This window comes from Anabaena azotica SJ-1, assembly GCF_047275885.1.
In the GTDB taxonomy this organism is placed as follows: Bacteria; Cyanobacteriota; Cyanobacteriia; order Cyanobacteriales; family Nostocaceae; genus Trichormus_B; species Trichormus_B azotica_A.
On the sequence record NZ_CP178454.1, the window covers coordinates 5166483 to 5189122 of the forward strand.

The 22640-nt window shown below is 39.6% G+C and carries 17 protein-coding genes; 6 read left to right on the plus strand and 11 right to left on the minus strand.

Going from position 1 to position 22640, the window contains the following annotated elements; translation table 11 throughout:
• Nucleotides 1-99: 99 nt before the first annotated feature.
• The 3 genes from ACLLO5_RS22380 (at nt 100) to ACLLO5_RS22390 (ending at nt 1716) form a co-directional block, all read left to right on the plus strand.
• The gene (locus tag ACLLO5_RS22380) at nt 100-243 is read left to right on the plus strand and encodes a hypothetical protein (protein WP_413172699.1); all 144 of its coding nucleotides are present in this window, start codon (nt 100-102) and stop codon (nt 241-243) included.
• A gap of 168 nt (nt 244-411) precedes the next feature.
• Nucleotides 412-864: a GNAT family N-acetyltransferase gene (locus ACLLO5_RS22385; RefSeq protein WP_413172700.1), complete on the plus strand. Its 453-nt coding sequence runs from the start codon at nt 412-414 to the stop codon at nt 862-864.
• 93 nt (nt 865-957) lie between these two features.
• Nucleotides 958-1716 (plus strand): HEAT repeat domain-containing protein, encoded by a 759-nt coding sequence (locus ACLLO5_RS22390; RefSeq protein WP_413172701.1) that lies wholly within the window; start codon nt 958-960, stop codon nt 1714-1716.
• A gap of 140 nt (nt 1717-1856) precedes the next feature.
• On the opposite strand, the gene ung is transcribed toward ACLLO5_RS22390, so the two are convergent.
• The 7 genes from ung to ACLLO5_RS22425 form a co-directional block, all read right to left on the minus strand.
• Complete coding sequence (ung, locus tag ACLLO5_RS22395; protein WP_413172702.1) at nt 1857-2528, minus strand: uracil-DNA glycosylase; 672 nt, start codon at nt 2526-2528, stop codon at nt 1857-1859.
• Nucleotides 2525-2914 (minus strand): phosphomannose isomerase type II C-terminal cupin domain, encoded by a 390-nt coding sequence (locus ACLLO5_RS22400; RefSeq protein WP_413172703.1) that lies wholly within the window; start codon nt 2912-2914, stop codon nt 2525-2527. Before ACLLO5_RS22400 ends, ung begins: the two co-directional genes overlap by 4 nt.
• Nucleotides 2915-3017: 103 nt before the next feature.
• The gene (locus ACLLO5_RS22405) at nt 3018-4229 is read right to left on the minus strand and encodes an EAL domain-containing protein (protein WP_413172704.1); all 1212 of its coding nucleotides are present in this window, start codon (nt 4227-4229) and stop codon (nt 3018-3020) included.
• Nucleotides 4230-4237: 8 nt separating this feature from the next.
• The gene (locus tag ACLLO5_RS22410) at nt 4238-7657 is read right to left on the minus strand and encodes a PAS domain S-box protein (protein WP_413172705.1); all 3420 of its coding nucleotides are present in this window, start codon (nt 7655-7657) and stop codon (nt 4238-4240) included.
• Between the two features lie 214 nt (nt 7658-7871).
• Nucleotides 7872-10022, minus strand: a complete 2151-nt coding sequence (locus ACLLO5_RS22415; RefSeq protein ID WP_413172706.1) for a family 10 glycosylhydrolase — start codon at nt 10020-10022, stop codon at nt 7872-7874.
• Between the two features lie 224 nt (nt 10023-10246).
• Nucleotides 10247-11572: a TIGR03279 family radical SAM protein gene (locus tag ACLLO5_RS22420; RefSeq protein WP_413172707.1), complete on the minus strand. Its 1326-nt coding sequence runs from the start codon at nt 11570-11572 to the stop codon at nt 10247-10249.
• A gap of 256 nt (nt 11573-11828) precedes the next feature.
• The gene (locus ACLLO5_RS22425) at nt 11829-12737 is read right to left on the minus strand and encodes an undecaprenyl-diphosphate phosphatase (RefSeq protein ID WP_413172708.1); all 909 of its coding nucleotides are present in this window, start codon (nt 12735-12737) and stop codon (nt 11829-11831) included.
• A gap of 329 nt (nt 12738-13066) precedes the next feature.
• Between ACLLO5_RS22425 and ACLLO5_RS22430 the strand changes: the two genes are divergently transcribed.
• From ACLLO5_RS22430 to nadB, 3 genes are all read left to right on the plus strand, one after another.
• Complete coding sequence (locus ACLLO5_RS22430; protein ID WP_413172710.1) at nt 13067-13846, plus strand: DUF3120 domain-containing protein; 780 nt, start codon at nt 13067-13069, stop codon at nt 13844-13846.
• Between the two features lie 370 nt (nt 13847-14216).
• Nucleotides 14217-14645, plus strand: coding sequence for a photosystem II complex extrinsic protein PsbU (gene psbU / locus ACLLO5_RS22435; RefSeq protein WP_413172711.1), 429 nt, complete (start codon nt 14217-14219; stop codon nt 14643-14645).
• Nucleotides 14646-14942: 297 nt separating this feature from the next.
• Nucleotides 14943-16613 carry an L-aspartate oxidase gene (nadB, locus tag ACLLO5_RS22440; protein WP_413172712.1) on the plus strand — a complete coding sequence of 557 codons (1671 nt, stop codon included), beginning with the start codon at nt 14943-14945 and terminating at the stop codon, nt 16611-16613.
• A gap of 38 nt (nt 16614-16651) precedes the next feature.
• Here the strand turns inward: nadB and ACLLO5_RS22445 are convergent, their stop codons facing one another.
• The 4 genes from ACLLO5_RS22445 to btpA all read right to left on the minus strand — a co-directional run bounded on the left by ACLLO5_RS22445 (nt 16652) and on the right by btpA (nt 21871).
• Nucleotides 16652-16912, minus strand: coding sequence for a hypothetical protein (locus ACLLO5_RS22445; RefSeq protein ID WP_413172713.1), 261 nt, complete (start codon nt 16910-16912; stop codon nt 16652-16654).
• Nucleotides 16913-17466: 554 nt separating this feature from the next.
• Nucleotides 17467-19677: a CHASE2 domain-containing protein gene (locus ACLLO5_RS22450; protein WP_413172715.1), complete on the minus strand. Its 2211-nt coding sequence runs from the start codon at nt 19675-19677 to the stop codon at nt 17467-17469.
• Nucleotides 19678-19951: 274 nt separating this feature from the next.
• The gene (locus tag ACLLO5_RS22455) at nt 19952-20938 is read right to left on the minus strand and encodes a vitamin K epoxide reductase family protein (protein WP_413176160.1); all 987 of its coding nucleotides are present in this window, start codon (nt 20936-20938) and stop codon (nt 19952-19954) included.
• A gap of 84 nt (nt 20939-21022) precedes the next feature.
• Entirely contained in the window at nt 21023-21871 is an 849-nt protein-coding gene (btpA, locus tag ACLLO5_RS22460; RefSeq protein ID WP_413172717.1) for a photosystem I biogenesis protein BtpA, read from the minus strand.
• Nucleotides 21872-22640: the final 769 nt, after the last annotated feature.

Sequence of the window (22640 nt, forward strand, 5' to 3'; positions counted from 1 at the left end):
TGTTCTCCCTGTCCCCAAAATCGCTAAAATGCATTAAGCAAACTTCACAAATTTTTAGCTAGATTTTCCCAAAATTCCTTGGCTAATTAAAATCCAAATATGGCTATTTTTCGTCAATACATCGCCCCCTTACTCGTCGTCCTAGTATTTATAGTTGCCTTAGTAGCAGTTAGCGCCCGCATCTTTTTACCCTCCGACATGGCTGCACCAGCACCCATTGGGCTGATAATTCATAATTTGTAATTCGTAATTCGTAATTACTGAAATTCTCCCCTGCTCCCCAGCCCCTCTGCTCCCCTGCTCCCCAGCCCCCCAGCCCCCCAGCCCCCCAGCCCAATTTTGAACTTCCCTCTTCCTGGCTACCACATTCGTAGAGGCTCTACCATAGATAGAGCAATCCTGGTCAAGTTCATGCAGTGGACTTACCAGGAAATATTTCCTCATCAAGATTTTTCCCACCTAGCTCGTACAGTTGAGCAATATTTATCCCTTGATACCCCTTTATGGTGGGTATATGAAGAGGCAAGGGAGCAGGGGAGCAGGGGAGCAGGGGAGCATGGGAGCATGGGAGAAATATCTTTTTCCCAGTCCCAAACACCCATAGCCTGTTTATGGGTGGGTAACGCCATAGATCAAGTCACTGGTAGCCGTCATGCTCACATTTTCCTCCTCTACGTTATCCCAACATATCGCCGTAGGGGAATTGGTACAGCCTTAATGCGCTATATTGAAAACTGGGCAAAACAAAGAGGCGATCGCCAAATTGGATTACAGGTATTTGAGTCCAACACACCCGCATTAAATCTTTATCATCAACTTAATTATCAAACACAATCTCTGTGGATGATAAAATCACTCCAATAACCTGTACAATAATTTAATTAATGTCTATCAGGGTTTTGCTTGTTGGATAGGGGGTTATGAATTGATCCCTAGCAGGGATGTAAATAGATAATTATGTACGACGAAGAAGACCTAAGCTTACTTGATACCGAAGCGGAGCTAGACAGCCCCCTAGACCATATACAACCACTTACTGCTGAATCAGAAGTGGTAAAACCTGATCCTGAATTAATGCTGGAACTGCTGGAAAATCCTCAGCCCCAGCAACGGATGTTAGCAGCGCGTGCTTTCTGTGATATCGAATATAAACAGGCAATTCCCCATCTGATTAGTCTACTAACTGATGATTGTCCTTTAGTCCGAGTCAGTGCAGCCTATGCGATCGGACGCAATCCTAGTCCAGAAGCAGTAGAGCCATTGATCAATCAACTCAACATTGACTTTAACGGCTATGTGCGAAAAGGCATAGTTTGGGCTTTAGGAAACTGTCGCGATCGCCGTTCCTTAATTCCCCTAGCAGATGCCCTCAGAACCGATATTTCCGCCGTTCGTCTTTGGGCAGCCAGCGGACTGGCACAGATGGCAGGAGTAGGTTATGAAGCCGTAGTCGGAGCAATCCCTCCATTAATTGAATCTCTAGTTCAAGACCCCATTGCCGCAGTTCGCAGCAATTCCGCCTGGTCTATTGGTCAACTGTGTAAAGAACTACCCTCCAACGTAGTTTATGCCACAGCCATAGATGCCTTAATTCAAGCCTTTGCTGAAGACAAAGACTTAGGAGTGAGAGAAGATGCCAAAGCATCACTCCTGGGAGTAGGAGATCCCCGTGGATTGCAATTAATTGAAACCCTAGAACAAGAAGGCTGGTTTTAACAAGAAAGAATTCAGGAGTTCAGGAGTTCAGTAGTTCAGTAGTTCAGTAGTTCAGTAGTTCAGTAGTTCAGGAAGAATTAATTTTCTCCCCTGCTCCCCTATCTCCCCCTGCTCCCCTGCTCCTCTGCTCCCCTGCCTCTTTAGAGTTGCCAATCAATCTCCGGCTTACCACAAGCAGTTAAGGCTGAATTAATAGCGGAAAAAGGCTTACTAGCAAAAAAGCCATTTCGTGCAGAAAGAGGTGAAGGATGGGCAGATTGTATAACCAGATGTCGAGTTGTATCAATCAATTTCAGTTTCTTTTGTGCATATCCACCCCACAGCACAAACACCACCGGATCACTTTTTTCATTAACCCTATTAATAACTGCATCCGTGAAAGTTTCCCAACCTTGATTTTTATGAGAATTTGGTGTGTGCGCTCTTACAGTCAAAACCGCATTCAGCATCAACATACCCTGTTTAGCCCACTGCACCAAATAGCCATGCTTGGGAATATCACAACCTAAATCTGCTCTTAGTTCTTTGAAAATATTTACCAGTGATGGTGGTGGTTTAATCCCTGGTTTGACAGAAAAGCATAATCCATGTGCTTGGTTTTCATTGTGGTAGGGATCTTGTCCCAGCAACAAAACGTTAACTTGTTCATAAGGTGTCAATTCAAAAGCAGAAAAAACATCTTTCTCAGCTGGATAAATAGTATGAGATAGTTGTTCCTTGATCAAAAAATCTTGGAGTTTAGCAAAGTATGGTTTTGCCAATTCTTCAGCTAGAACTGGTTGCCAAGAATCAGGAATTTGGAGATTTTTCATGGCACAGACTTAAATTCCAAAGGACGTTCTATATCATCTTCACCCAAATACTCACCATTTTGAATTTCTAGAATCACTAGAGGAATAGAACCTGGATTTTCTACTTTATGCAAGGTTGCAGCTGGTACATAGGTTGACTGATTACGATTTAGCAATATCTCCTGCTCACCACAAATTACCTTAGCTACACCAGAAACTACTACCCAATGTTCATGACGATGATAATGAATTTGCGGTTTAATCCCATGTCGGGGCTTAATTTCTATACGACTAATTCTATAAGTTTCTCCTTCTTCTATTACTTCTACATAACCCCAATAACGTTCACCTGAATGGGAAGAACATCCTTCTGTCTGGGTATTAAGCTCATTTTCTTTTTGGGTCATAATTACTTTTTCACCTTACAGAATATTAGATTTTGAATTTAGATTTTGAAGCTTCAAGAGTTCAAAATAATTATTGTCTGGGTATTATTTTTTAATATAACATTTACATGAATAATGTTTTCTTAGTAAATAAAAGTTTTTCAAATTCGACTGCTGGTAATGCTGGACTAAATAAATAACCTTGAATAGCATCACATTTATTCTGCTTTAAAAATAACAGTTCTGCTTCTGTTTCTACACCTTCAGCAATAATTCTTAGATTGAGTTCTTGAGCCATTTTGATCATGGATTTAGTAATAATTGATTTGGCATAATTATTAGCGACATCGTGAATAAAATCACGATCTATTTTAATGGTGTTAACTGGAAAATTTTGGAGATAGTTTAAAGAAGATTGCCCAGTACCAAAATCATCAATTGCTATTTTGATTCCCAGTAAGCGTAATTCATTCATAGTATGGATTGCACTTTGCACATCTTCCATAATCTTACTTTCAGTTAATTCAATTTCTATACAACTTGGGTCTAACTGATTAGTCTCTATTAAGTCAAGGATTTTAGATATTAAATCAGGTTGATTAAATTCGACTGCTGATAAATTCATAGCAATAGTCAAACCACTAATTCCTGCGTCGTACCAATTTTTAATTCTTTTACAAACATTTTTTAAAACCCAGTTATCAATAGGAATAATTAAACCATTTGACTCTGCCAAGGGAATAAATTCACTTGGTGCAATTTGACCTAATTCATCACTATACCAACGCAATAAACTCTCAGCAGAAGTTATTTTACCAGTATTAATGTCAATTATCGGTTGATAATGAATTTCAAATCCCTTAAAATTATCTTCTTTTATGACTTGGTATAGACTTTTTTCTAATAATTGCATTCTCGGAGTTAATCTATGAACAGTCGTCTGGACTAATAAATATTTTTTTAAATTTGCAAATTTTTCTAATTTGTTTTTGATTGCACTTAATAATTCAGAACGAGTAAATGGCTTGGTAAGATAATCATCTGCACCCAAATCCATACCTTGTCGAAAATCGGATTTTGCAGATTTAGCAGTTAGAAAAATAAAGGGAATAGTTGCAGTTAATGGCTCTTTTCTTAATGCAGTTAATACCCCATATCCGTCTAATTGCGGCATCATCATGTCACAGAGAATTAAATCTGGCAATTGGGAAATAGCTAAATCGAATCCAATTTGACCATTATCTGCGGAGATTGTTTCAAAATCTTCTGCTTGCAACAAATCTAACAGGTTTTCCCGAACTGATTCTTCATCTTCTATTACTAAAATTTTGGGCATAATTAACCTCATGTTGTATATGTCTTTACTGGTAGTTTAACAGTGAATTTTGTACCTATTCCTAGTTTGCTAGTGAAATAAATTTCACCTTTGTGAATATCTACACACTTTTTAACAATTGCCAATCCTAATCCAGTTCCTAAGATATTACCGACATTGTTAGCACGATGAAAAGATTCAAATAAGTGGGATTGGTTTTCTTCAGGAATACCAATTCCCTGATCTTGAATTTCCAATACTGCTTGTTCATTTTTACAAGCGAGTGTAAATCTAACTAAACTGCCATCAGGAGAATATTTGAGTGCATTTGATAGCAAATTACTGAGAATATATCCCAGTAATTTATCATCCATATAGCAGGATATAGATTTACATTGACTGCTAAAGAAGATCAAGTGTTGACTTTTTAAATTCAACCGTACTTCTTCTACTAATTGACGGCAGTAGTCGACCAAATCAAAAAATAAGGGTTTATATTCTAGTTTTCCCGCTTCTGCCTTGCCAATTACTAAGATATCATCTAGCATTTCTGTCATCCTATGGACAGCAGTTTGAATTCGTCTTAGATGTATCAATAATTTTTCTTCTGTCCATCGCTGATGGTAGTGTTCTAGCAACTCAGCAGAAGACAAAATGGTACTTAAAGGGGTACGAAATTCGTGGGAAGTCATCGAAATAAAGCGAGATTTAAGTTCGTTGAGTTCTTTTTCTTTCTCTAGTGCTGTTCTGAGTTCTTGCTCTAATTGTTTGCGGCTGGTAATATCTGCCCAGTAACCAACAAGTTCTAATGGGCTGCCAACTTCATCCCACACTACCTTACCTTGATCGGATACCCAACGATAAGTGCCGTCTGCGTGTAAAAACCGATATTCTAAACAGTAATGTTTTTTTTCAAATACTTGTGAGAGTTCTGCTAGTACATCTGGTGCATCTTCTGGGTGAATGTGACTAAACCAAAAGCCAGAATCTTTGACAAATTCCTGTGCTTCATAGCCTACCATACCTTTGATATTATTACTGATAAAAACAGTGCCATAATCCCTCGTAGCTTCTCTGGTATAGATTACGGCTGGACTAGCACCAAGTAAGTAGTGTAGCCGTTGTTGAGTGAGAAGTAATTCTGTTTCTGCCTGCTTACGTTGAGTGATATCTGTTTGAATGCCAATGTAGTGGGTAAGATAAGCGTCTGTGTCATATACGGGAGAAATATTTAACTCATGCCAAAAAAGACTGCCGTCTTTACGATGGTTCCGTAAAATAACTGTGCAGTCTTGTCCGGTTTGCATAGCAGTTCTCATTTGTTCTAAAGCTGGTTGATTGATATCAGCACCCAAGAATAAACGAAAATTTTGTCTCATCACTTCCGTTGCTGTATAACCAGTCATGCGCTCAAAGGCAGGATTGACATAAGTAATTGAGCCATCGGGGATGGTAATATCAGCAATGATAATGCCATTACTGCTAGCGGCGATCGCGCGATCGCGCAACCTTAAACCTTCTTCAATCAACCTTCTTTGAGTAATATCAGTATAGATACTTACCAGATAAACAATCTTACCAGTTGTATCTTTAATCGCATCAGTCCGCAAATCAACCTGCACATAGTCCCCACTCTGAGCTTGCATAGTGACTTCACCATGCCAAGATTCTCCTCTGTGGACTGTAGCCAATACTGTCTCAAATACTTTGGGATTCCTAAAAGTAGTCACCAAACCACCATAAGTATTTAATTGAATCTCAGTATATCTAAATACTTCTACAAAAGCGGGATTAACATAAATTACCTGTCCATAAATATCGGCAATACTAATACCATCGCTGGTACTTTCTATGGCTTTTTGCAGTCTTAACAAAGACTTTTCTGCTAACTTCTTTTCGGTAATATCACGAGTGATTTTACAAAAACCTCTCAGTTCACCAGTATCATTATGCAATGCCGTTAAAATACAATTAGCCCAAAACAAGGAGCCATCTTTGCGAACAAAAATGCTTTCACATTCACACCTAGAATTCAGGGTTGCTGCTTCTAGTTGTTGTTTGGGTATGGCATTAGCAATATCTTCAGGTGGAAAAAAGCACGCGAAATCATGTCCTATAATTTCCGCTGCTTGATATCCAGTAATACATTCTGCACCAGAATTCCAACTCATTACCCTGCCTTCAGGGTCTAGCATATAAATAGCGTAGTCTTTCACTCCTTCTACTAATAAACGGAAACATTCTTCACTTTCTCGGAGAGCAATTTCTGCGGTTACGCGATCATGAATGTCAGTATTAGTTCCAAACCAGTTGACAATTTTACCTTGGCGATCGCGCAACGGTAAAGCTCGCCCCAAATGCCAACGATAGGTTCCTGAAGCTTGTTGCAACAAGCGAAATTCTACTTCGTAATTTGTACCTGTAGCTAAAGATTGATGCCAAGTATCAACCGTATTGGGCAAATCATCAGGATGTACCCATTGTGTCCATTGTTCACCCAAAATGCGCTCTTTTATCGAGTTAAAATCATCTATAGTGCGTTGATTGATATACTCAAGATTACCATCCGCATCAGCAATCCATACTTGCTGGGGAATAGATTCAGCAAGAAAGCGAAACCATTCCTCGCTTTTTTCTAAAGCCTCTTGTGCTTGCTGCCTCTGAGTAACATCTTGTACTGTCCCTAACATACCAACCACTTGCCCTCCTGTACTATGCAAGGGGACTTTATTAGTTTCTAGCCAAATCTGACTGCCATCTGCTTGCTGTTTGGGTGTAATGTGATAATATTCAGGCTGATTAGTCTGCATCACGGCAGCATCATAGGCACGGTAAAATTCTGCTTGTTCTTGATCAGCAACTAAATCAAAATCAGTCTTGCCCACAATATCTTCTGGATTTTCAAAACCCACCATTGTTGCAAAGTTGCGATTACAACCCAAAAAGACAGAATTACTATTTTTCCAGAAAATACTCTGGGGAATGGTATCCATAATTAATTGCAACATTTGCTGAGATTGCAGAAGTTGATTTTCCACCATTTCTACTACTCCTAAAGCCAGACAGATGCTTTCAGGGGTAATCACTCCCATCATTTGATCTTGCTCATCTACAACAGCTAGTAATTGCGTCTGATTCTGAGATAACAAAGATACTATGGGTTTTAAAGCGGTAACTGCTGCTGCCTTCAGTTTTATCACTGAGGTTTGCATCACTTCAGCAATCTTAGTGGTTCTCAACTCTATTCCTGAAGCGACAAGTCGTAGGATATCTTGTGATGTCAAGCATCCTATGACCTGGAAGCCAGACTTTACCAACACATCCTGACATCGTTCTGCCATCAGAGCGATCGCATCTAATACTAGCGTTTCTGGTGCAACCGTCAGCGGTGAACAGTCAATAATTGCATCTAAATTTTGTAGTACGAGATAGTGAGGTGATGCTTGCATAATTTATTTAAAATTCACTACCAAAAAATATTTATTAAAACCTACTGCTTCTCATACTGTTGTTTGAAATAAACAATCTTATATTGGGTAGACTTACAAAAGTATTTAAGCTACAAATTATACCCTATTTTCAAACATTAAAAACTAAGGTAATCCAAAAATATTAGACTTTCTGAAAAAATCTATCATTATCACCTTAAAATCAAGCTGTTTTCTAATTGAACGCTGCTTTATTAATCACTCTTCTCTCACCATAACGCAATAACCTTTCTATGGTAATCAAACGATTTTCCCACACTTTAACTTGATAAGGATTTTCTGGTACTGCTACGCTCATCCAACTTTTAAATTGAGACTGAAAACGAGTCAAAGCTCCTCTAGCACTAATCAAATTACTAGCAGAAGGTAAAATCGCCAATTGATTTAAAGCATTTTGTAATTCTTGGGATTGGTTCTTAAAATTAGCACTTGTAGTTACAAAGTTAGGCGATCGCACACTCTTTTCCCACACAAATTGCCATTCTTTTTGTAAAGCAGCATAGCGAAAAGCCGCAGTCCGAAAAGGCTGACGTTGAGGTATAGGATCATGCTTTGTATTCTGCACCTTCCCTTGAGTGCTAATCAATATTTCGTCTAACTTCTCATTAAAATTCTCGGCCGCAAACAAAGCATAACCACTAACAGGTAAATCCCTCAGCAGCTGTAACTGATCAAATGCTCCCAGACTTGGTAAAGAAAGCAGACGAATTCCAGGAACCAATAAAGTAGAACCTAACTTAGTAGAATGAATCCAAGGTTCTGCCAATCGTTGGAAACGGGGAGTATCCAAAGCATAAGTCATCGGCACAACCAAATCTATATCTCCTCGTCTAGCCCAAACTTCCCAATGCTGTTGAATTTTTTGTACTCGCTCATATTCCCCTAACGGAAACACAGCCACCGATAAAATTAAATAAGACCGCTTTTTTCGCAACATCTGTGCAACTTCACCCACAAAACTATCAACTTGTTCAGTGCGGAATGCTGTCCACTTTTGCCACAACTGCCGCTGAGTCGGAGAAATTTTTACTGGATCTACACCAGTTTGTTGCTGAAACTTTTCCCTGGCAGCTTTACCATAACCATAAGTTCGACCAGAAAAAGGGTCTTGGAAGGGATAGCGAATATAGTCTAAGTGCAGACCATCCACTCGATAGCGAGTCACAATTTCCGCGTATAGCTTTAATAAATATTCACGTACTTCAGGATTAGCTGGGTCTAAAAAAGGCTTAGTTTGACCAACAGGAATCATTTGCCCACGCTGATCATAATTTGCCCAATCGGGATTAGCTGCCAGCACAGGCCCTGGATAATCAGCACTAATACCAATAAGTTCATTGTGACGGCGATTACCAGCCGCAAAAGTCCACACCCAAGCGTGTAACTCCATTCCTCGTTCATGGGCTAATTTCACTGCTGATGCTAGTGGATCCCAGTCTTTAATCAAGGGGTTTTGTTGGGGTGCAACCTGACTGGGATAAATAGTATAACTAGCATTGACAGTTTCAAAAAATACAGTATTAATTCCCGCTAGCGTCAAGCGATCAAAAATCTTTGCTAGTTCCGCTTCATTCCCAGCTTTAACAATTGTCCCCCGATCTAACCAAACAGCGCGAATTTCTGGTTGAGCTATGCGTTGATTTACAGGAAATTGTTGCCATAAGGTTGTTTTTGACTTTAACCACTGTTGACGTACCAAGGCATAGTTTTTTTGGGAAATCAAAACAGGGATATTTTTGGCAACTTCCCTGGCTTGGGCTAAAGTTTCCTCTAAACTTAAGTTTGTGGTGGTGGTAGATCCTAACTTGGGAGTTTCTGCTTTTAATGATTGAGGTTTATTGACGTTCACACCACCATTGTGTACAGATGCAGCTAAATTGGCGCTTTCTACTCTCCCAATCAAATTTTCCAACTCTCGTTGCAGTGCGATCGCATCTTTACTACTAATAGGTTGATTAGAATTAGGTATAACATCTAAACGCACTCCGGCTTCTAGTTGATCAATATCCTCTTGGAAATTTACAGGCGTAACTTTAGTAACAGGTTTTACTTGAGGAGGTGTTGTTTTCGGAACAGTTACCCGTCGAATTTGGGTTTTTGGTTTAGCAGGATTGGGTTTTTTACCACCACTAACCCGCCGAATTTGGGTTTTTGGTTTAGCAGGATTGGGTTTTTTACCACCATTAACCCGTCGAATTTGGGTTTTTGGTTTAGCAGGATTGGGTTTTTTACCACCATTAACCCGTCGAATTAATTTTTCTGGTGGGATAGAATTAGTATTATTAATATCTATCAATTCCTTGGTATCTTCCTGGCTGGTGATCATGTTTAATTCCCCTGTGTGTGTTGCAGCACTTACAGGTAATATGACCCAAAAATTAAAAAATAAAAAATTTAACTTTAAACAAAATAATCCCACTTTTTTTAAGGGGAATTTAATATTTTTAGTCATTGGTAATTGGTAACTTAATGCAGATAATTACTTGATAGGACAAGCCTCGATATTTAACCGTGGGTCAATCCAGAATCCAAAATTCTCTTAGATGATGACTACTGACTACAACTATTGATTAAATCCTCAACTCCTCCAACGGGTAATAATTTAGTATTCAATTGAAGAGCTACTTCCTCAACAGTCATATCATCTAAAAATATTAACTCCCCATGTTTAAGCATGACACTAGGCAACAAAATCCCCTCACCTAAATCTTGCCCTTTTAAGTGAAATATTAAATCATGTCCGGTCAATAATCCCGTAACACTGATATTTTGTCCCCAATAATCGCTACATAAAGCCCGCATATTCACCTCTAATCCTTCCACAGCATTTAACTGTTGCAGAATTGGTTGAAATGCTTGTTCAACAGCATTACCTACCACCCAAGTTAATTTTCTCGGTTCAGCAATTTTAGGCGGTAATAATTCCTGAGCAGCATAGGTAAATTGCTTAATAAACAACTGAATAGAACCAACACCATTATCAATTTGTGGATAGTCCTCATATTCAGCTTCACTGGGTAATTCTTCACCAGCAATTAAAAACCACTCATCAGCTAACCAAGCCACACTAGAACCGTATTTTTGACGGAATTCTTGAGATAGTGATTTCACCTGAGTAATTACTTCTCTGGCTTTTTCTGGGGTTACAGGTATGAGTTCATCTTCTTGGGGACGAAATCGCGTTAAACCAACTGGAACAACTGCCACTGATGCTACCGCAGGTATTTCTCCCGTATGAAAAGATGTTAAATCTCGTAATGTTCGCTCCAAATGTTCACCATCATTTATCCCTGGACAAACCACCACTTGAGCATGAATTTGTAAGCGTCTTTTTTGAAACCATTTGAGTTGTTCTAAAATTTTTCCAGCCCGGTTATTTTTTAAGAGCCTAGTTCTCACTTCTGGTTCTGTTGCATGAACAGAAACATACAAAGGAGATAAACGCATTTGTTCAATCCGTTGCCATTCTTTATCTGATAAATTAGTCAGAGTTAAATAAGAACCATATAAAAAACTCAAACGGTAATCATCGTCTTTAAAATACAAACTAGAACGCTTACCTGGTGGTTGTTGATCAATAAAGCAAAAGGGACAACGGTTATTACACTGAATTAAGCCATCAAATAAAGCTGTTTCAAATTCTAGCCCCAAATCCTCATCATAATCTTTTTCAATTTCAATATGATGAGTTTTACCTCCAGCATCTAAAACTTCTAATTCTAAAACTTCATCTGCACATAAAAACTGGTAATCAATTAAATCACGGGGTTTTATCCCATTAATAGCAACAATTGCATCACCCACATCAAAGCCAATTTCAGCAGCGATGGATTCAGGTAGCACCTTGGTAATTTTTGCAGGACTAATAGTAATCATGGAGAATTCAAAATAGGAAATAGGGAATAGGGAATAGGTGACAGGTGACAGGTGACAGGTGACAGGGAAGAAGAAAGGGAGCAGGGGAGCGGAGGAGCAGGGGAGCAGGGTAAAAATTAATTCGTTCTTCGTTCTTCTTTTCTTCTTTTCTTCTGACTCCTGAACTACTGAACTCCTGAACTACTGAACTACTGAACTCCTGCCTCCTGCCTCCTGCCTCCTGCCTCCTGACTCCTGACTCCTGACTTCTTTAAAATTATCCTTGCCAACCAGCTGCGATCGCTAATAAAATGGCACTGCCAAAGGCCAATCTATACCAGACAAACACAAAGGTATTTTTTGTTTGTAAGTACCGAATCAAAAAAGCGATTGATAGGTAGGAAAAAATAAAAGTTGAAATAATACCAACAATTAACAGAAAAACAATATTATCTGGTAACTGTTGTTCCTGAAATAGTTTGAATATTTTCAGGCTTTTATACAAGGTAGCTATCGTCAGAGTGGGAAAGCCTAACAAAAATGAAAACTTAGCGGCTGTGTCACGTTCTAATCCTAAAAATAAGGCAGTTGTCAAAGTTGACCCAGAACGAGAAACCCCAGGAATCAAAGCTAGAGTTTGTCCCAATCCTACTAATATACCATCTCGAATTTGTAAAGAATTGAAACCTCGCTTACGAGTGCCAATTTTTTCTGCTAACCCTAGTAACAACGCCATTACTACTGACATAATAGCAATAATTAATGCGCTTTCAGGTAAAATGTCTTTTAATAAAAAGCCAAAAATTAATGCTGGCATTGTACCTACAGTAATACCTACAATAATTTTCCATTCTTCACGTTCCCAATCTCTATCCTTTAATGCCGCAATTCCACCTTTAAGAATACTAGAAATCAGGGACCAAAAATACAACAAAATAGCAATTACACTGCCAAATTGAATGGCATCAACAAAGTCTTTAGAACCTAATTCTTTCCAAGCAAATATCTTGGTGACAATTAACAGATGTGCTGTACTGCTGATGGGCAAAAACTCTGTAATACCTTGAACAATACCTAAAATCAGCGCCTGTAACCATTCAGGGGTAATTTTTTCGGTGTTTTCTGCCACAGCCAAAAGTGGCCAAGATAGTAAACCTATACTACTTATTTCTATGATTGTCGCCATCAACGAGACTCCCAAAATGGATGCGTAATTTTAGCAAATTATCCAACCTGATCCGTTCTGATCATCAGATTTTCCGGGCAAGATTTTATAGCAGGAGTTAGGAGGCAGGAGGCAGAAGGCAGAAGGCAGGAGGCAGGAGTCAGGAGTCAGGAGTTCAGGATTCACAGGTAATACCATTTTTTAGTCTGAGTTTCAGCATTAATTCAGGAGTTGATAAGAATTTGAAGAATTTATTTCCGAAATTTGCAGTATAATTACAATGCCCCCCAGGGGGATTTTGGTGTGTGATATCGTAGATAAGTAAAGTTTAGTAACAAATATTAAAAACATTGATTAATAATACATTGTCTGCTTACACTGTTGCCAACTCGCCTATTGATGCTGATTTACATACTACTGAGAATAAACACAGAGGTATCAAAGAATTGGAGTCTACCCTTTCGTTATCACCCTCGCTTCCCAGTGGAATAACTTGGAGGCAAAGCTGGTTAGTATTTGTAGCGGCAGTTTTTTTAGTAACCGTACCAGTATTTATAGAAGCGCCATTAGTGCGATCGCTACCTACCCTCAGTTTAGTAATCACAGGACTCTGGATTTGGCTGAGTTTGACATTAATGTCACGTCCGCAAACCTATCTCTGGGGAGATTTACTCTTAGGATTTAGCTGGAGTTGGTTAACAGGAGCAATTTATTGGGGTTGGTTACGTTGGGAACCCTTATGGCACTTACCCATAGAATCTCTGGGACTACCCTTTGCTATCTGGTGTCTGTGGCGAAATTGGGGCAAAGTCGGTAACTGGTTTTATCTGGGTTCTTTATTCGGCACAGTTTTAACAGATATATATTTTTATGTAGTAGATTTAATGCCCTATTGGCGGCAAATTATGAGAACAGATGCCGATGGAGCTTCACAAATCTTAAAAAATGCTTTAGCACAAGTGCAAACACCATGGGGAGAAGTTTGGGCAATCATTCTAGCCTTAGCACTCTTGACCGTCGGGCTGGTATCGTTGGGTAAAAAGCAAAAACATTGGTACGCCTTTGGTGGAGCCGTTTTGAGTACAATTTTAGTAGACAGTTTATTCTTAGTAGCTGCCATTCTTGCTTAAAGTTCTCAGCTGCTAATCATCAACTGCAAAAAAAGCTCAATACTATATATTGGACATAAATTTTTACAAAGTAAAATTTCCAAAAAATCCCGAACGTGGTAATAGCGAATCATACTAGAAGTTGCAACTTCAAATGCAGCTTAGTTTCGGTAGTTCACTAAGCTGTATATTAGTTTCTGATGACTGCTGTGTGTTGATTCAGCTATCAGCTATCAGCCCAAGCATGAAGTCAGAGGAAAAAGTACCCCATCACCCCCCAAAGTTATCACCGGGGTTGAATCAATACTCCATACTTCTCACTTCAGCCCACAGTTGACAGCGTTTAGTTGAAAGCTTTGATTTTTGTTTGATGGAAAGAGGTAGAAAAATCGTGAAAGGATTAGTACGTTTATTAACAGTGTTTAGTGTGTTGCTAGGCTGCTGGGGATGGCTGGGAACAACCCAAACAGCCCAAGCCGTAAGTTTTAGCAACATTGCTTTGCGTCAAGTTCCAGTTTTGGCAATTGCACGCCAAAATAAGGCAGATGCCAAGTTAGGAACTGAATTTGGTAAAAAAATTGATTTGAATAATACCAACATTGCTGCTTTTCAGCAGTATCCAGGTCTTTATCCCACATTAGCTAAAAAGATCATCAAAAATGCTCCTTACAAGAGTGTGGAAGATGTATTGAATTTACCAGGATTGAGCGATCGCCAAAAACAAACCTTACAAGCCAACTTAGGTAACTTCGCCGTCACAGAATACGAGCCGAACTTCAACGAAGGAGATGATCGTATTAATAACGGTATCTATAGATAACCCTAGTTGGTAATTGGAGGCAGGGGAGCAGGGGAGCAGGGGAGCAGAGGAGCAGGGGAGCAGGGGAGCAGGGGAGCAGGGGGGCAGGGGAGCAGGGGGGCAGGGGAGCAGGGGGGCAGAGGAGAAAATTAATTCTTCCTGAACTACTGAACTACTGAACTACTGAACTACTGAACTACTGAACTACTGAACTACTGAACTACTGAACTACTGAACTCCTGACTCCTGACTCCTAAACTCCTGACTCCTGACTCCTAAACTCCTGAACTCCTCGACTCCTGAACTCCTTTTATCATTTTGAATTTATTAGATATTCCCAGCCAATTTGATGTTTTAATAGTCGGCGCTGGCGCTGCTGGACTATACACAGCCCTGTGTCTACCAGAATCCTTACGAGTAGGCTTAATTACTAAAGAAACTATTACTTTATCTGCCAGTGATTGGGCGCAAGGTGGTATTGCTGCTGCTGTCTCTCCAGAGGATTCACCCAAGCTGCATATTGAAGATACATTAAAAGCCGGGGCAGGTTTGTGTGATGTCAAAGCAGTAGAATTTTTAGCCCAAAAAGCCCCTAATTGTATTCAGTCCTTAGTTAACTTAGGGGTAGCCTTTGACCGTCATGGTAACACCTTAGCTTTAACCTTAGAAGCAGCCCATTCCCGTCATCGTGTTCTGCACGCCGCCGATACCACAGGTAGAGAAGTAACCACAACTCTCGCGGCTCAAGTATTGCGTCGTCCCAATATCCAAGTTATTCAGCAAGCTTTGGCTTTATCCTTGTGGATAGAACCAGCAACCAATCGTTGTCAAGGAATCAGCCTGTTTTATCAAGGTAAGGTGACATGGGTAAAAGCTGACGCTGTAGTTTTAGCCACAGGTGGTGGAGGTCAAGTATTTGCCCAAACTACTAATCCGGCTGTCAGTACAGGTGATGGCGTAGCTATAGCTTGGCGGGCTGGGGCTATCCTCCGCGATTTAGAATTTGTCCAATTTCATCCTACAGCCCTGACAAAACCAGGACGCTTTCTGATCAGCGAAGCTGTTCGTGGTGAAGGGGCGCACCTTGTTGATAACCAAGGACGGCGCTTTGCTTTTGACTATCATCCAGATGGGGAACTTGCACCGCGAGATGTGGTCAGTAGAGCTATTTTTAGTCATTTACAACGTACAGCCGTTGATCTTGCCACTGCCCATGTCTGGTTAGATATGCGTCCTATCCCTGCTGATAAAATTCGCCATCGGTTTCCTAACATTATTAAAGTTTGTCAGCATTGGGGTATTGATGTCTTCAATGAACCGATTCCTGTCGCCCCTGCTGCTCATTATTGGATGGGTGGTATTTTTACAGATTTGCAGAATCGTACCAATATCCCTGGTTTATATGCTGTGGGAGAAACTGCCAGTACGGGAGTTCATGGTGCTAATCGCCTCGCCAGTAATTCTCTATTGGAATGTATCGTCTTTGGGGCGCAGATGGCTAATTTAGAGGATGAAATACTGAGGAAGGCTCAAACTACAGAATCCGCATCTTTCCCAAATCCTTTCTTTTTTGAGTTATCCCTTGGTGATTGGGAAAATCAACAATTACAACTAGAAGCCATCAGGGAAAAGTTACCCCGTTTAGTCTGGCAAAGTGCTGGTATTTGTCGAGAACAATCAAGTTTGGAAAATGCGATCGCCACTGTAGAATCTTGGCAACAGGATTTTGCTAATTTACCTTTAAGTAAATTTTTACAACATTTACGTCCTCAAGAATCAGCAAGTTTCAACTTACCGAATATTGATCAGCTGTTGCGACTTTGGGCAGAAACCCACAATCTATTAGATGTAGCTTATTTAATTCTCAAAAGTGCTGCTTTTAGAACTGAAAGCCGGGGCGGACACTACCGTTTAGATTATCCCCAACTAGCTCCTGAGTGGCAAGTCCACACAACTATCCAACATCATCGTTGGTGGCAATCTCACTAAATATTACAAGCTAACACAGACAATCCGAAACTTTATCATCACCGCGTCCCGCTACCATGTTGGCTGTCAGGCGCACCATAGTTTGGGGGAATATATATATTTTGATCAGCCCTATTTACCTGATTTTTAGTTAAATTGGAGCTTTCAGGATCACTAAAACCATTCACCATTAAACTATTAAAGGTGATTGTTAGTTCTGTCATTTTGGGAATGAAAATAAATGAAGCGACTATACATAATATCACAATACTTGTGATTCTCACATTAGTTTCGATATTCCTCAATAAATTGTCTAGCATATATAGAAATCCTGTTTTGTTTCGTTGTCAACTCTAGATTGATGAAGTTATTCATTAAAATTCCAAGCCTGGTGACATTCATGGTGTTAGCAAATAGCTACTAACCCAACAAAAAGCAGCTAATTTTAGTTTTTTTCTCAGCAAAAGTAGTCTCTTATTGAAAAACTATCCCTATTAAGAAATATTACTAATATGACCTTTCCAGCATCAATCTTCAGATGGATATTCATTAGTTATGATCAAGAAATTAGGAAATTGTTTAATATTTAACCAAAGCTTAATTTCTTTGGGTGTAAATACTAAGCTTTTCTATAAAAAAGGATAAAATTTAAAAAAACAACACGATTTGTAATTTAAATTATTTATCAACGATTAATTGCACCACTTAGCTGTAGCAAAAATTAATAAAACTTCATATACATAACGGCAAAAATGGATAAAAGGTAACAGAACAAGATGACTGGAATGGGGCTTGTTCCCGCCTGTCCCTTTTCCTCTTCGTGGCAGGTATTTCTATTGTTTGGAAAAATGTATAATTTATTTTGCTGAAGTGCTTATGAGGAAAACTCATAGCGATTTTTCCCCAGGTGTTTGGCCTGGTACATTGCTGTATCCGCTTGTTTGATCAAGGTTTCACTGTTGTCGGCATTGATAGGGTAAATACTAATACCGATGCTTGCAGAAACCCTAATGACATGGCCATCCAAAATAATCGGCTCAGTTATTACACTTAAAAGTTTTTCGGCTACCGTTGCAGGTATCTGTACATTAGCAATACTCTGTAAAATCACCGTAAATTCATCACCACCTAAACGAGAAATTATATCACTAACACGCAAAGCATTACTTAGCCGTTGAGCAATAATTACCAGCAGATGATCGCCCATTTCATGCCCTAATGAATCATTTACTGATTTAAAGCCATCTAAATCTATAAATAATAATGCCAACATAACGTTATTAGATTGTGACCATTTCAAACATTCATATAGTTGTTCTGTGAAAAACTTGCGATTAGATAAACCGGTCAGAGGGTCATGATATGCTAATTGCCGCAAATAGTTTTCTTGGATTTTCAATTCATAATTAGAACGAAATAAATCATCAGCAATTTGTTTTAGTTCTGCCTCGATTTGTTTGCGTTGAGTGATATCTCTAATCACACCAACCAAAAATAAATTACCCGCAGCATCTTTGTGGAGCGATCGCTTAGTAGCTATCAGATGAGTTTTTCCATGAATGTCAGTAAATTCTTCTTCATGTTCCTGGGGTTGCTGAGTTTGAAAAACAAGATTATCTTGTTGAAGAAATATATCGGCTTCATGCTGAGGAAAAAGATCATAATCTGATTTTTCCATTAATAAATTATAGGAATAACCACTAAATTGACAATAAGCCTCGTTTAAAACAATCCATTGATGTTGTTGGTTTTTTACAAAAATAGGATCAGGAATAGCATTGATAACTTGATGCAAAAATTCTTTAGAACGTTTTAATTCTTTTTGTATATAATTGATGTAAAAAGTCATGGTAATAGCTGAACCACCAAAAGTCAGCCAGGGAGGAATAATCGGTATCCACCATCCTGCTAAAAAAGCAATGTAAACACTTATGTTTAAAGCCAAACCCAACAGTAAAAAGATGAAGATACTTTTTATTGGTTGTTGGATTCGCCATATAATCACTGCTCCTATAAAAGACCAAATAACAATCCACAAATTTTCTAGTAAATCAGACCATACTTTCAGTAATGGTCGTCCTTGTAGAGCAGCAGAAATTAATTCATTAATAAAATAAGCTTGTAGTTGAACTCCAGCGATAGGTTTGGCTTCACTAATGCCCATCACAGGATTGGAGTAGGAAATAAATAGAAAATCCTGGAGGCTAGGTGCTGTAGAACCGATAAGTACAACGCGATCGCGAATTAAATGATCGGGAACTTTGTCAGCTAATATATCTCCCAAAGACACCTGATGATAAATATAAGATTTTGTAGATGAATTTTGACCACGGGGTTTGGGAAAATTAGATAAAATTTGATAACCTCTCGCATCCGCCCCAATATAAGCACCATTATTACTCTCAAACCGAGTAAAGACAGCCTTACCTAACTGTAAATATTCAGGATTTCTGGCAGATTTTTTGGGTGTGATTCCCTCAGCATTGAGATATAATAAAGCTAACTTCAAAGCAAAACTTTCATAAACTTCATCATCTTCGTGCCAGTATAGTAAACTGCGGCGAACCTTGCCATCAAGGTCATATAACACATTATTAAAACCCACTTGTCCGCGCTGTTTTAACTCTGGTGCAGGTGAAACTTTAGTATCTATTTTATGCGCCAGTAGTTCGATACCAATCAAGTTTGGCATTGCCTTAAAAGCCGCCATTAGTTTGTCATGACCAGGCTCTACAGCCAAATCTCTGTAGATATCTAAGCCAACTGCACGGGGTTTATAGCTGTTTAATTTGGATAACACTTGAGCTATTTTTTCATCAGAAATCGGCCAAGAACCTGCTTCATGCAAAGAAGTTTCATCAATGGCGATGATAGTAATACGTTCCTCTAGTGTTTCATAGGGACGCAAATGAAAAAATTGGTCTAAAGTTGCTAACTCCAAAGATTGTAATAATCCCATGTATCGAAATAGCAACACAAAGATCGCAACCCACGAAGCAGTCATTAATTCTCTACGTCCTTGACTCAGCATTTTTCGGATTGTAAATACAAGTCTAGGAAGAAAATTGCTGAACTGCTGATGCATAAAAACCTCGTCGGAGTCCTTATATTATTTGGCTAAAACACGCTTCTTAATACTGCTCGGTTAATCATCAGGAATTAGTAAATTGCTTTGGGGAAAGCTGACTGGGTTTAGGGGAAAAGGGTTTTCTCCTTTTTCCCTTTCCCTTGTCCCAAGCCAAATTAAAAGTATAAGGTAATTAACCGAGCCATATTGCAGCGTAAGTTAGGTGTGACGGGTTGATAATCAGGGTCAAAAGAGGACAGTTTAAGGTGTGTTTGCAGTGGAATGAGGCACTTTACTTAAAATACTTGAAGTTTTGAGGCCCTGTATAACCACTTATCTTGGCCAGTTCGTTTAAATTCTGCACACCACTGTATGTTTTACCATTGATAACCCAAGAAGGGTAACTTTCAATTTTTGCAGCTATACACTCTTGTGTTGGTGTGCCAGGGTTATCGACAGAAGCACATTCAATGTGGTTAATTTCTTTGTAAGCTTCTTTGCCAAAGAGTAGCTTTTGTTCATGACAGTGAGGACACCACCAAGCAACATATTCTTTTGCACCGATTGCGGTTAAGTGTTTTGCTAACTGGATTTCTGATTCTCCAGAAGTAGTAGTAATTTCCCAGCCCACTTGTGGTTTTGGTTCTGCTTTTTTCGGGTCGAAGAAAATCTGTACGGCTTTACCATCAGTGGGTTCGGCAATATTATTTGATGTATTGACACCAGAGTAAACACCCAATGTAGTAATTAATGTCACCATACCGACAATCAGAGCAGTAAAGAAGATTTGTCCAATATCTTCCCAGTCACGACCCAGGATGGTGAGAGTTAACATACTCAAAGCAAACAAAGCTGAGGCTATGCAATAGAAACACACAGCTTTGAGTTGAAATGCTAGGACATACATTAAATATCCACTAAATACTGACATAGCGATCGCACCCACCAGCAGCAACCACCAAGTCAGATTTTCTATTTGTTTGCGATTTTTGTTCCCTTCTACTGAATTCAAAGCCAAGGGAGCTACAGCCAATATAAACATACTAATGTATGTCAGCAAACCAAACAAAGCTAAAGGCTGACCAAAAACTGTACCCCAGGGGCTAGAAAGTACATCAGTACAACCCTTAACACCTTCTGGAGTAGTGCAAACAGGATTACCTCCTGTTAACTTTTCAAACGTGAGATAACCTGTATTGAGGATACCAAGCCCAGCGATCGCCCCAATCAATGGACGCGACCACTTATGAATCCAAGGAGTAGAACGACGGCGAATCATAATTGGTGATTGGTAATTGGGAAAGAAGGGAACAGGGAACAGGGAACAGGTAAAGAATCTTCTGCCCATCTCCCTATTACCCATTTACGAATGTAACTTTATAGAGGAACTTGATTTACTTTCACCTTTAGAATTCCAATTCCGGTGAGCAGCTTCCACAAATTGACTGACACGAATCGGGTCAATAGGCTGAGAAATTTGACCGTGGCGTTTGAGAGAACTGGAAACAATCACACCATCTGCTGCTTGCATCAGCGTACCAATATTTTCCCAATTCGCTCCACTACCAATAAAAACTGGTGTACCAGCAGCAGCACCGCAAGCCAGTTCCAAGTCTTCTAAGTTAGGAGGACTGCCAGTAGCCCAACCTGATAAAATCACCCCATCAGCTAAACCTCTTTCTATTGTGTCTTTGACAGCAACTGTGAGATTGGGTGAACTTAAAGGACGAGCGTGTTTAACCAACACATCAGCCAAAATTTTCACATCAGAGCCTAGTTCTCGACGATAGCGGAGTAATTGATGTGCCTCTCCTTCAATTAATCCCTGGTCAGTGGCCATTACTCCTGTCAGCACGTTAACCCGGATAAACTGCGCCCGTACACAAGTGGCGATCGCCATTGCACTTTTGCCATCATTCCGTAAAACATTTAACCCTACAGGCAAAGTTACTAAATTCTGTATTCGCTGTACCACTACAGTCATCGCACTGACAACTGCTGGATCAACTTGGTTTTTAGGAAAGGGTGCGTCGAAAAAATTTTCTACAATTAAGCCGTCTACCCCACCACTGGCCAGGGCTGTTGCTTCTTGTTCAGCACGGTCAATTACCGCTTTCAGACTACCACCCCAACGGGGTGAGGTAGGTAGGGGTAGCAGATGAACTACGCCAATAATCGGTGTTCGAGTTTTGAATAGCTGATATAAGTCCACGTCTTTATTTTGCTTGGCAAAGTCCAGGGTTGAGAATTTTTTGTTTAAGGATCAAGGATGAAAAGACAAAAATAATTTTGCATCTGACCTGTCCCTTATAGGTGGTAAATTGAGTATTGGCGTGCTTTTGACTATATCCTCTGGTAATTGAGACAGTTTCCGCCTTCATACTCCATATTTGAGCAAACTCTTGACTTTTATCTAGACTAGTCAATTTGTTTGATTATGAATGGTTTGTTGCCTCCTTCTCAAGATGGAAATTAGCGTTAAACCTTTCATAAGATATGTTAAGATCAAATCTGGCTACAAGAGGAGTTTGCCACTCACAAGACGCAAGGCAGCTTTCCCGTAGTTTAGGCATCATGCCAGCGCATCATCGCGGGTTTAGCCTAAGATATAGGGTAGCATTACTGCTTTATGGGCGCAGTCGCGTTTGCGATTTCCCTGAGGGTAGCGACTTCTCAAAAACAGCCCTTTGGGCGGCTTCCCGATGGGTAAATTAACAACGCACACGCTGCGGTAGTGTAAAATACCAATAAGCGAATCGTTAAAAAATATTACGAGTGTCAAAATTACCAGAAGACACTCAAGTTTACCCTGGGAAACAGATTAATAAAAACATCATAGCATGACCGCTATATCTTTACTGATTAGGGTCATACGTCCACGGGCATTTACGAAAAACAACTGGTAGTGGAAATCTATTACTACGGTGTCCTGATCAGGGTGCGGGAAAAAGCACCTAATTATTACTTGTTATGTTTGACAG

What these genes read in the sequence shown, in the direction of transcription:
- ACLLO5_RS22380 (WP_413172699.1), top strand. Translation starts at nt 100, where the DNA reads ATGGCTATTTTTCGTCAATACATCGCCCCCTTACTCGTCGTCCTAGTA.
- ACLLO5_RS22385 (WP_413172700.1), top strand. Translation starts at nt 412, where the DNA reads ATGCAGTGGACTTACCAGGAAATATTTCCTCATCAAGATTTTTCCCAC.
- ACLLO5_RS22390 (WP_413172701.1), top strand. Translation starts at nt 958, where the DNA reads ATGTACGACGAAGAAGACCTAAGCTTACTTGATACCGAAGCGGAGCTA.
- ung (WP_413172702.1), bottom strand. Translation starts at nt 2,528, where the DNA reads ATGAAAAATCTCCAAATTCCTGATTCTTGGCAACCAGTTCTAGCTGAA.
- ACLLO5_RS22400 (WP_413172703.1), bottom strand. Translation starts at nt 2,914, where the DNA reads ATGACCCAAAAAGAAAATGAGCTTAATACCCAGACAGAAGGATGTTCT.
- ACLLO5_RS22405 (WP_413172704.1), bottom strand. Translation starts at nt 4,229, where the DNA reads ATGCCCAAAATTTTAGTAATAGAAGATGAAGAATCAGTTCGGGAAAAC.
- ACLLO5_RS22410 (WP_413172705.1), bottom strand. Translation starts at nt 7,657, where the DNA reads ATGCAAGCATCACCTCACTATCTCGTACTACAAAATTTAGATGCAATT.
- ACLLO5_RS22415 (WP_413172706.1), bottom strand. Translation starts at nt 10,022, where the DNA reads ATGATCACCAGCCAGGAAGATACCAAGGAATTGATAGATATTAATAAT.
- ACLLO5_RS22420 (WP_413172707.1), bottom strand. Translation starts at nt 11,572, where the DNA reads ATGATTACTATTAGTCCTGCAAAAATTACCAAGGTGCTACCTGAATCC.
- ACLLO5_RS22425 (WP_413172708.1), bottom strand. Translation starts at nt 12,737, where the DNA reads ATGGCGACAATCATAGAAATAAGTAGTATAGGTTTACTATCTTGGCCA.
- ACLLO5_RS22445 (WP_413172713.1), bottom strand. Translation starts at nt 16,912, where the DNA reads ATGCTAGACAATTTATTGAGGAATATCGAAACTAATGTGAGAATCACA.
- ACLLO5_RS22450 (WP_413172715.1), bottom strand. Translation starts at nt 19,677, where the DNA reads ATGCATCAGCAGTTCAGCAATTTTCTTCCTAGACTTGTATTTACAATC.
- ACLLO5_RS22455 (WP_413176160.1), bottom strand. Translation starts at nt 20,938, where the DNA reads ATGATTCGCCGTCGTTCTACTCCTTGGATTCATAAGTGGTCGCGTCCA.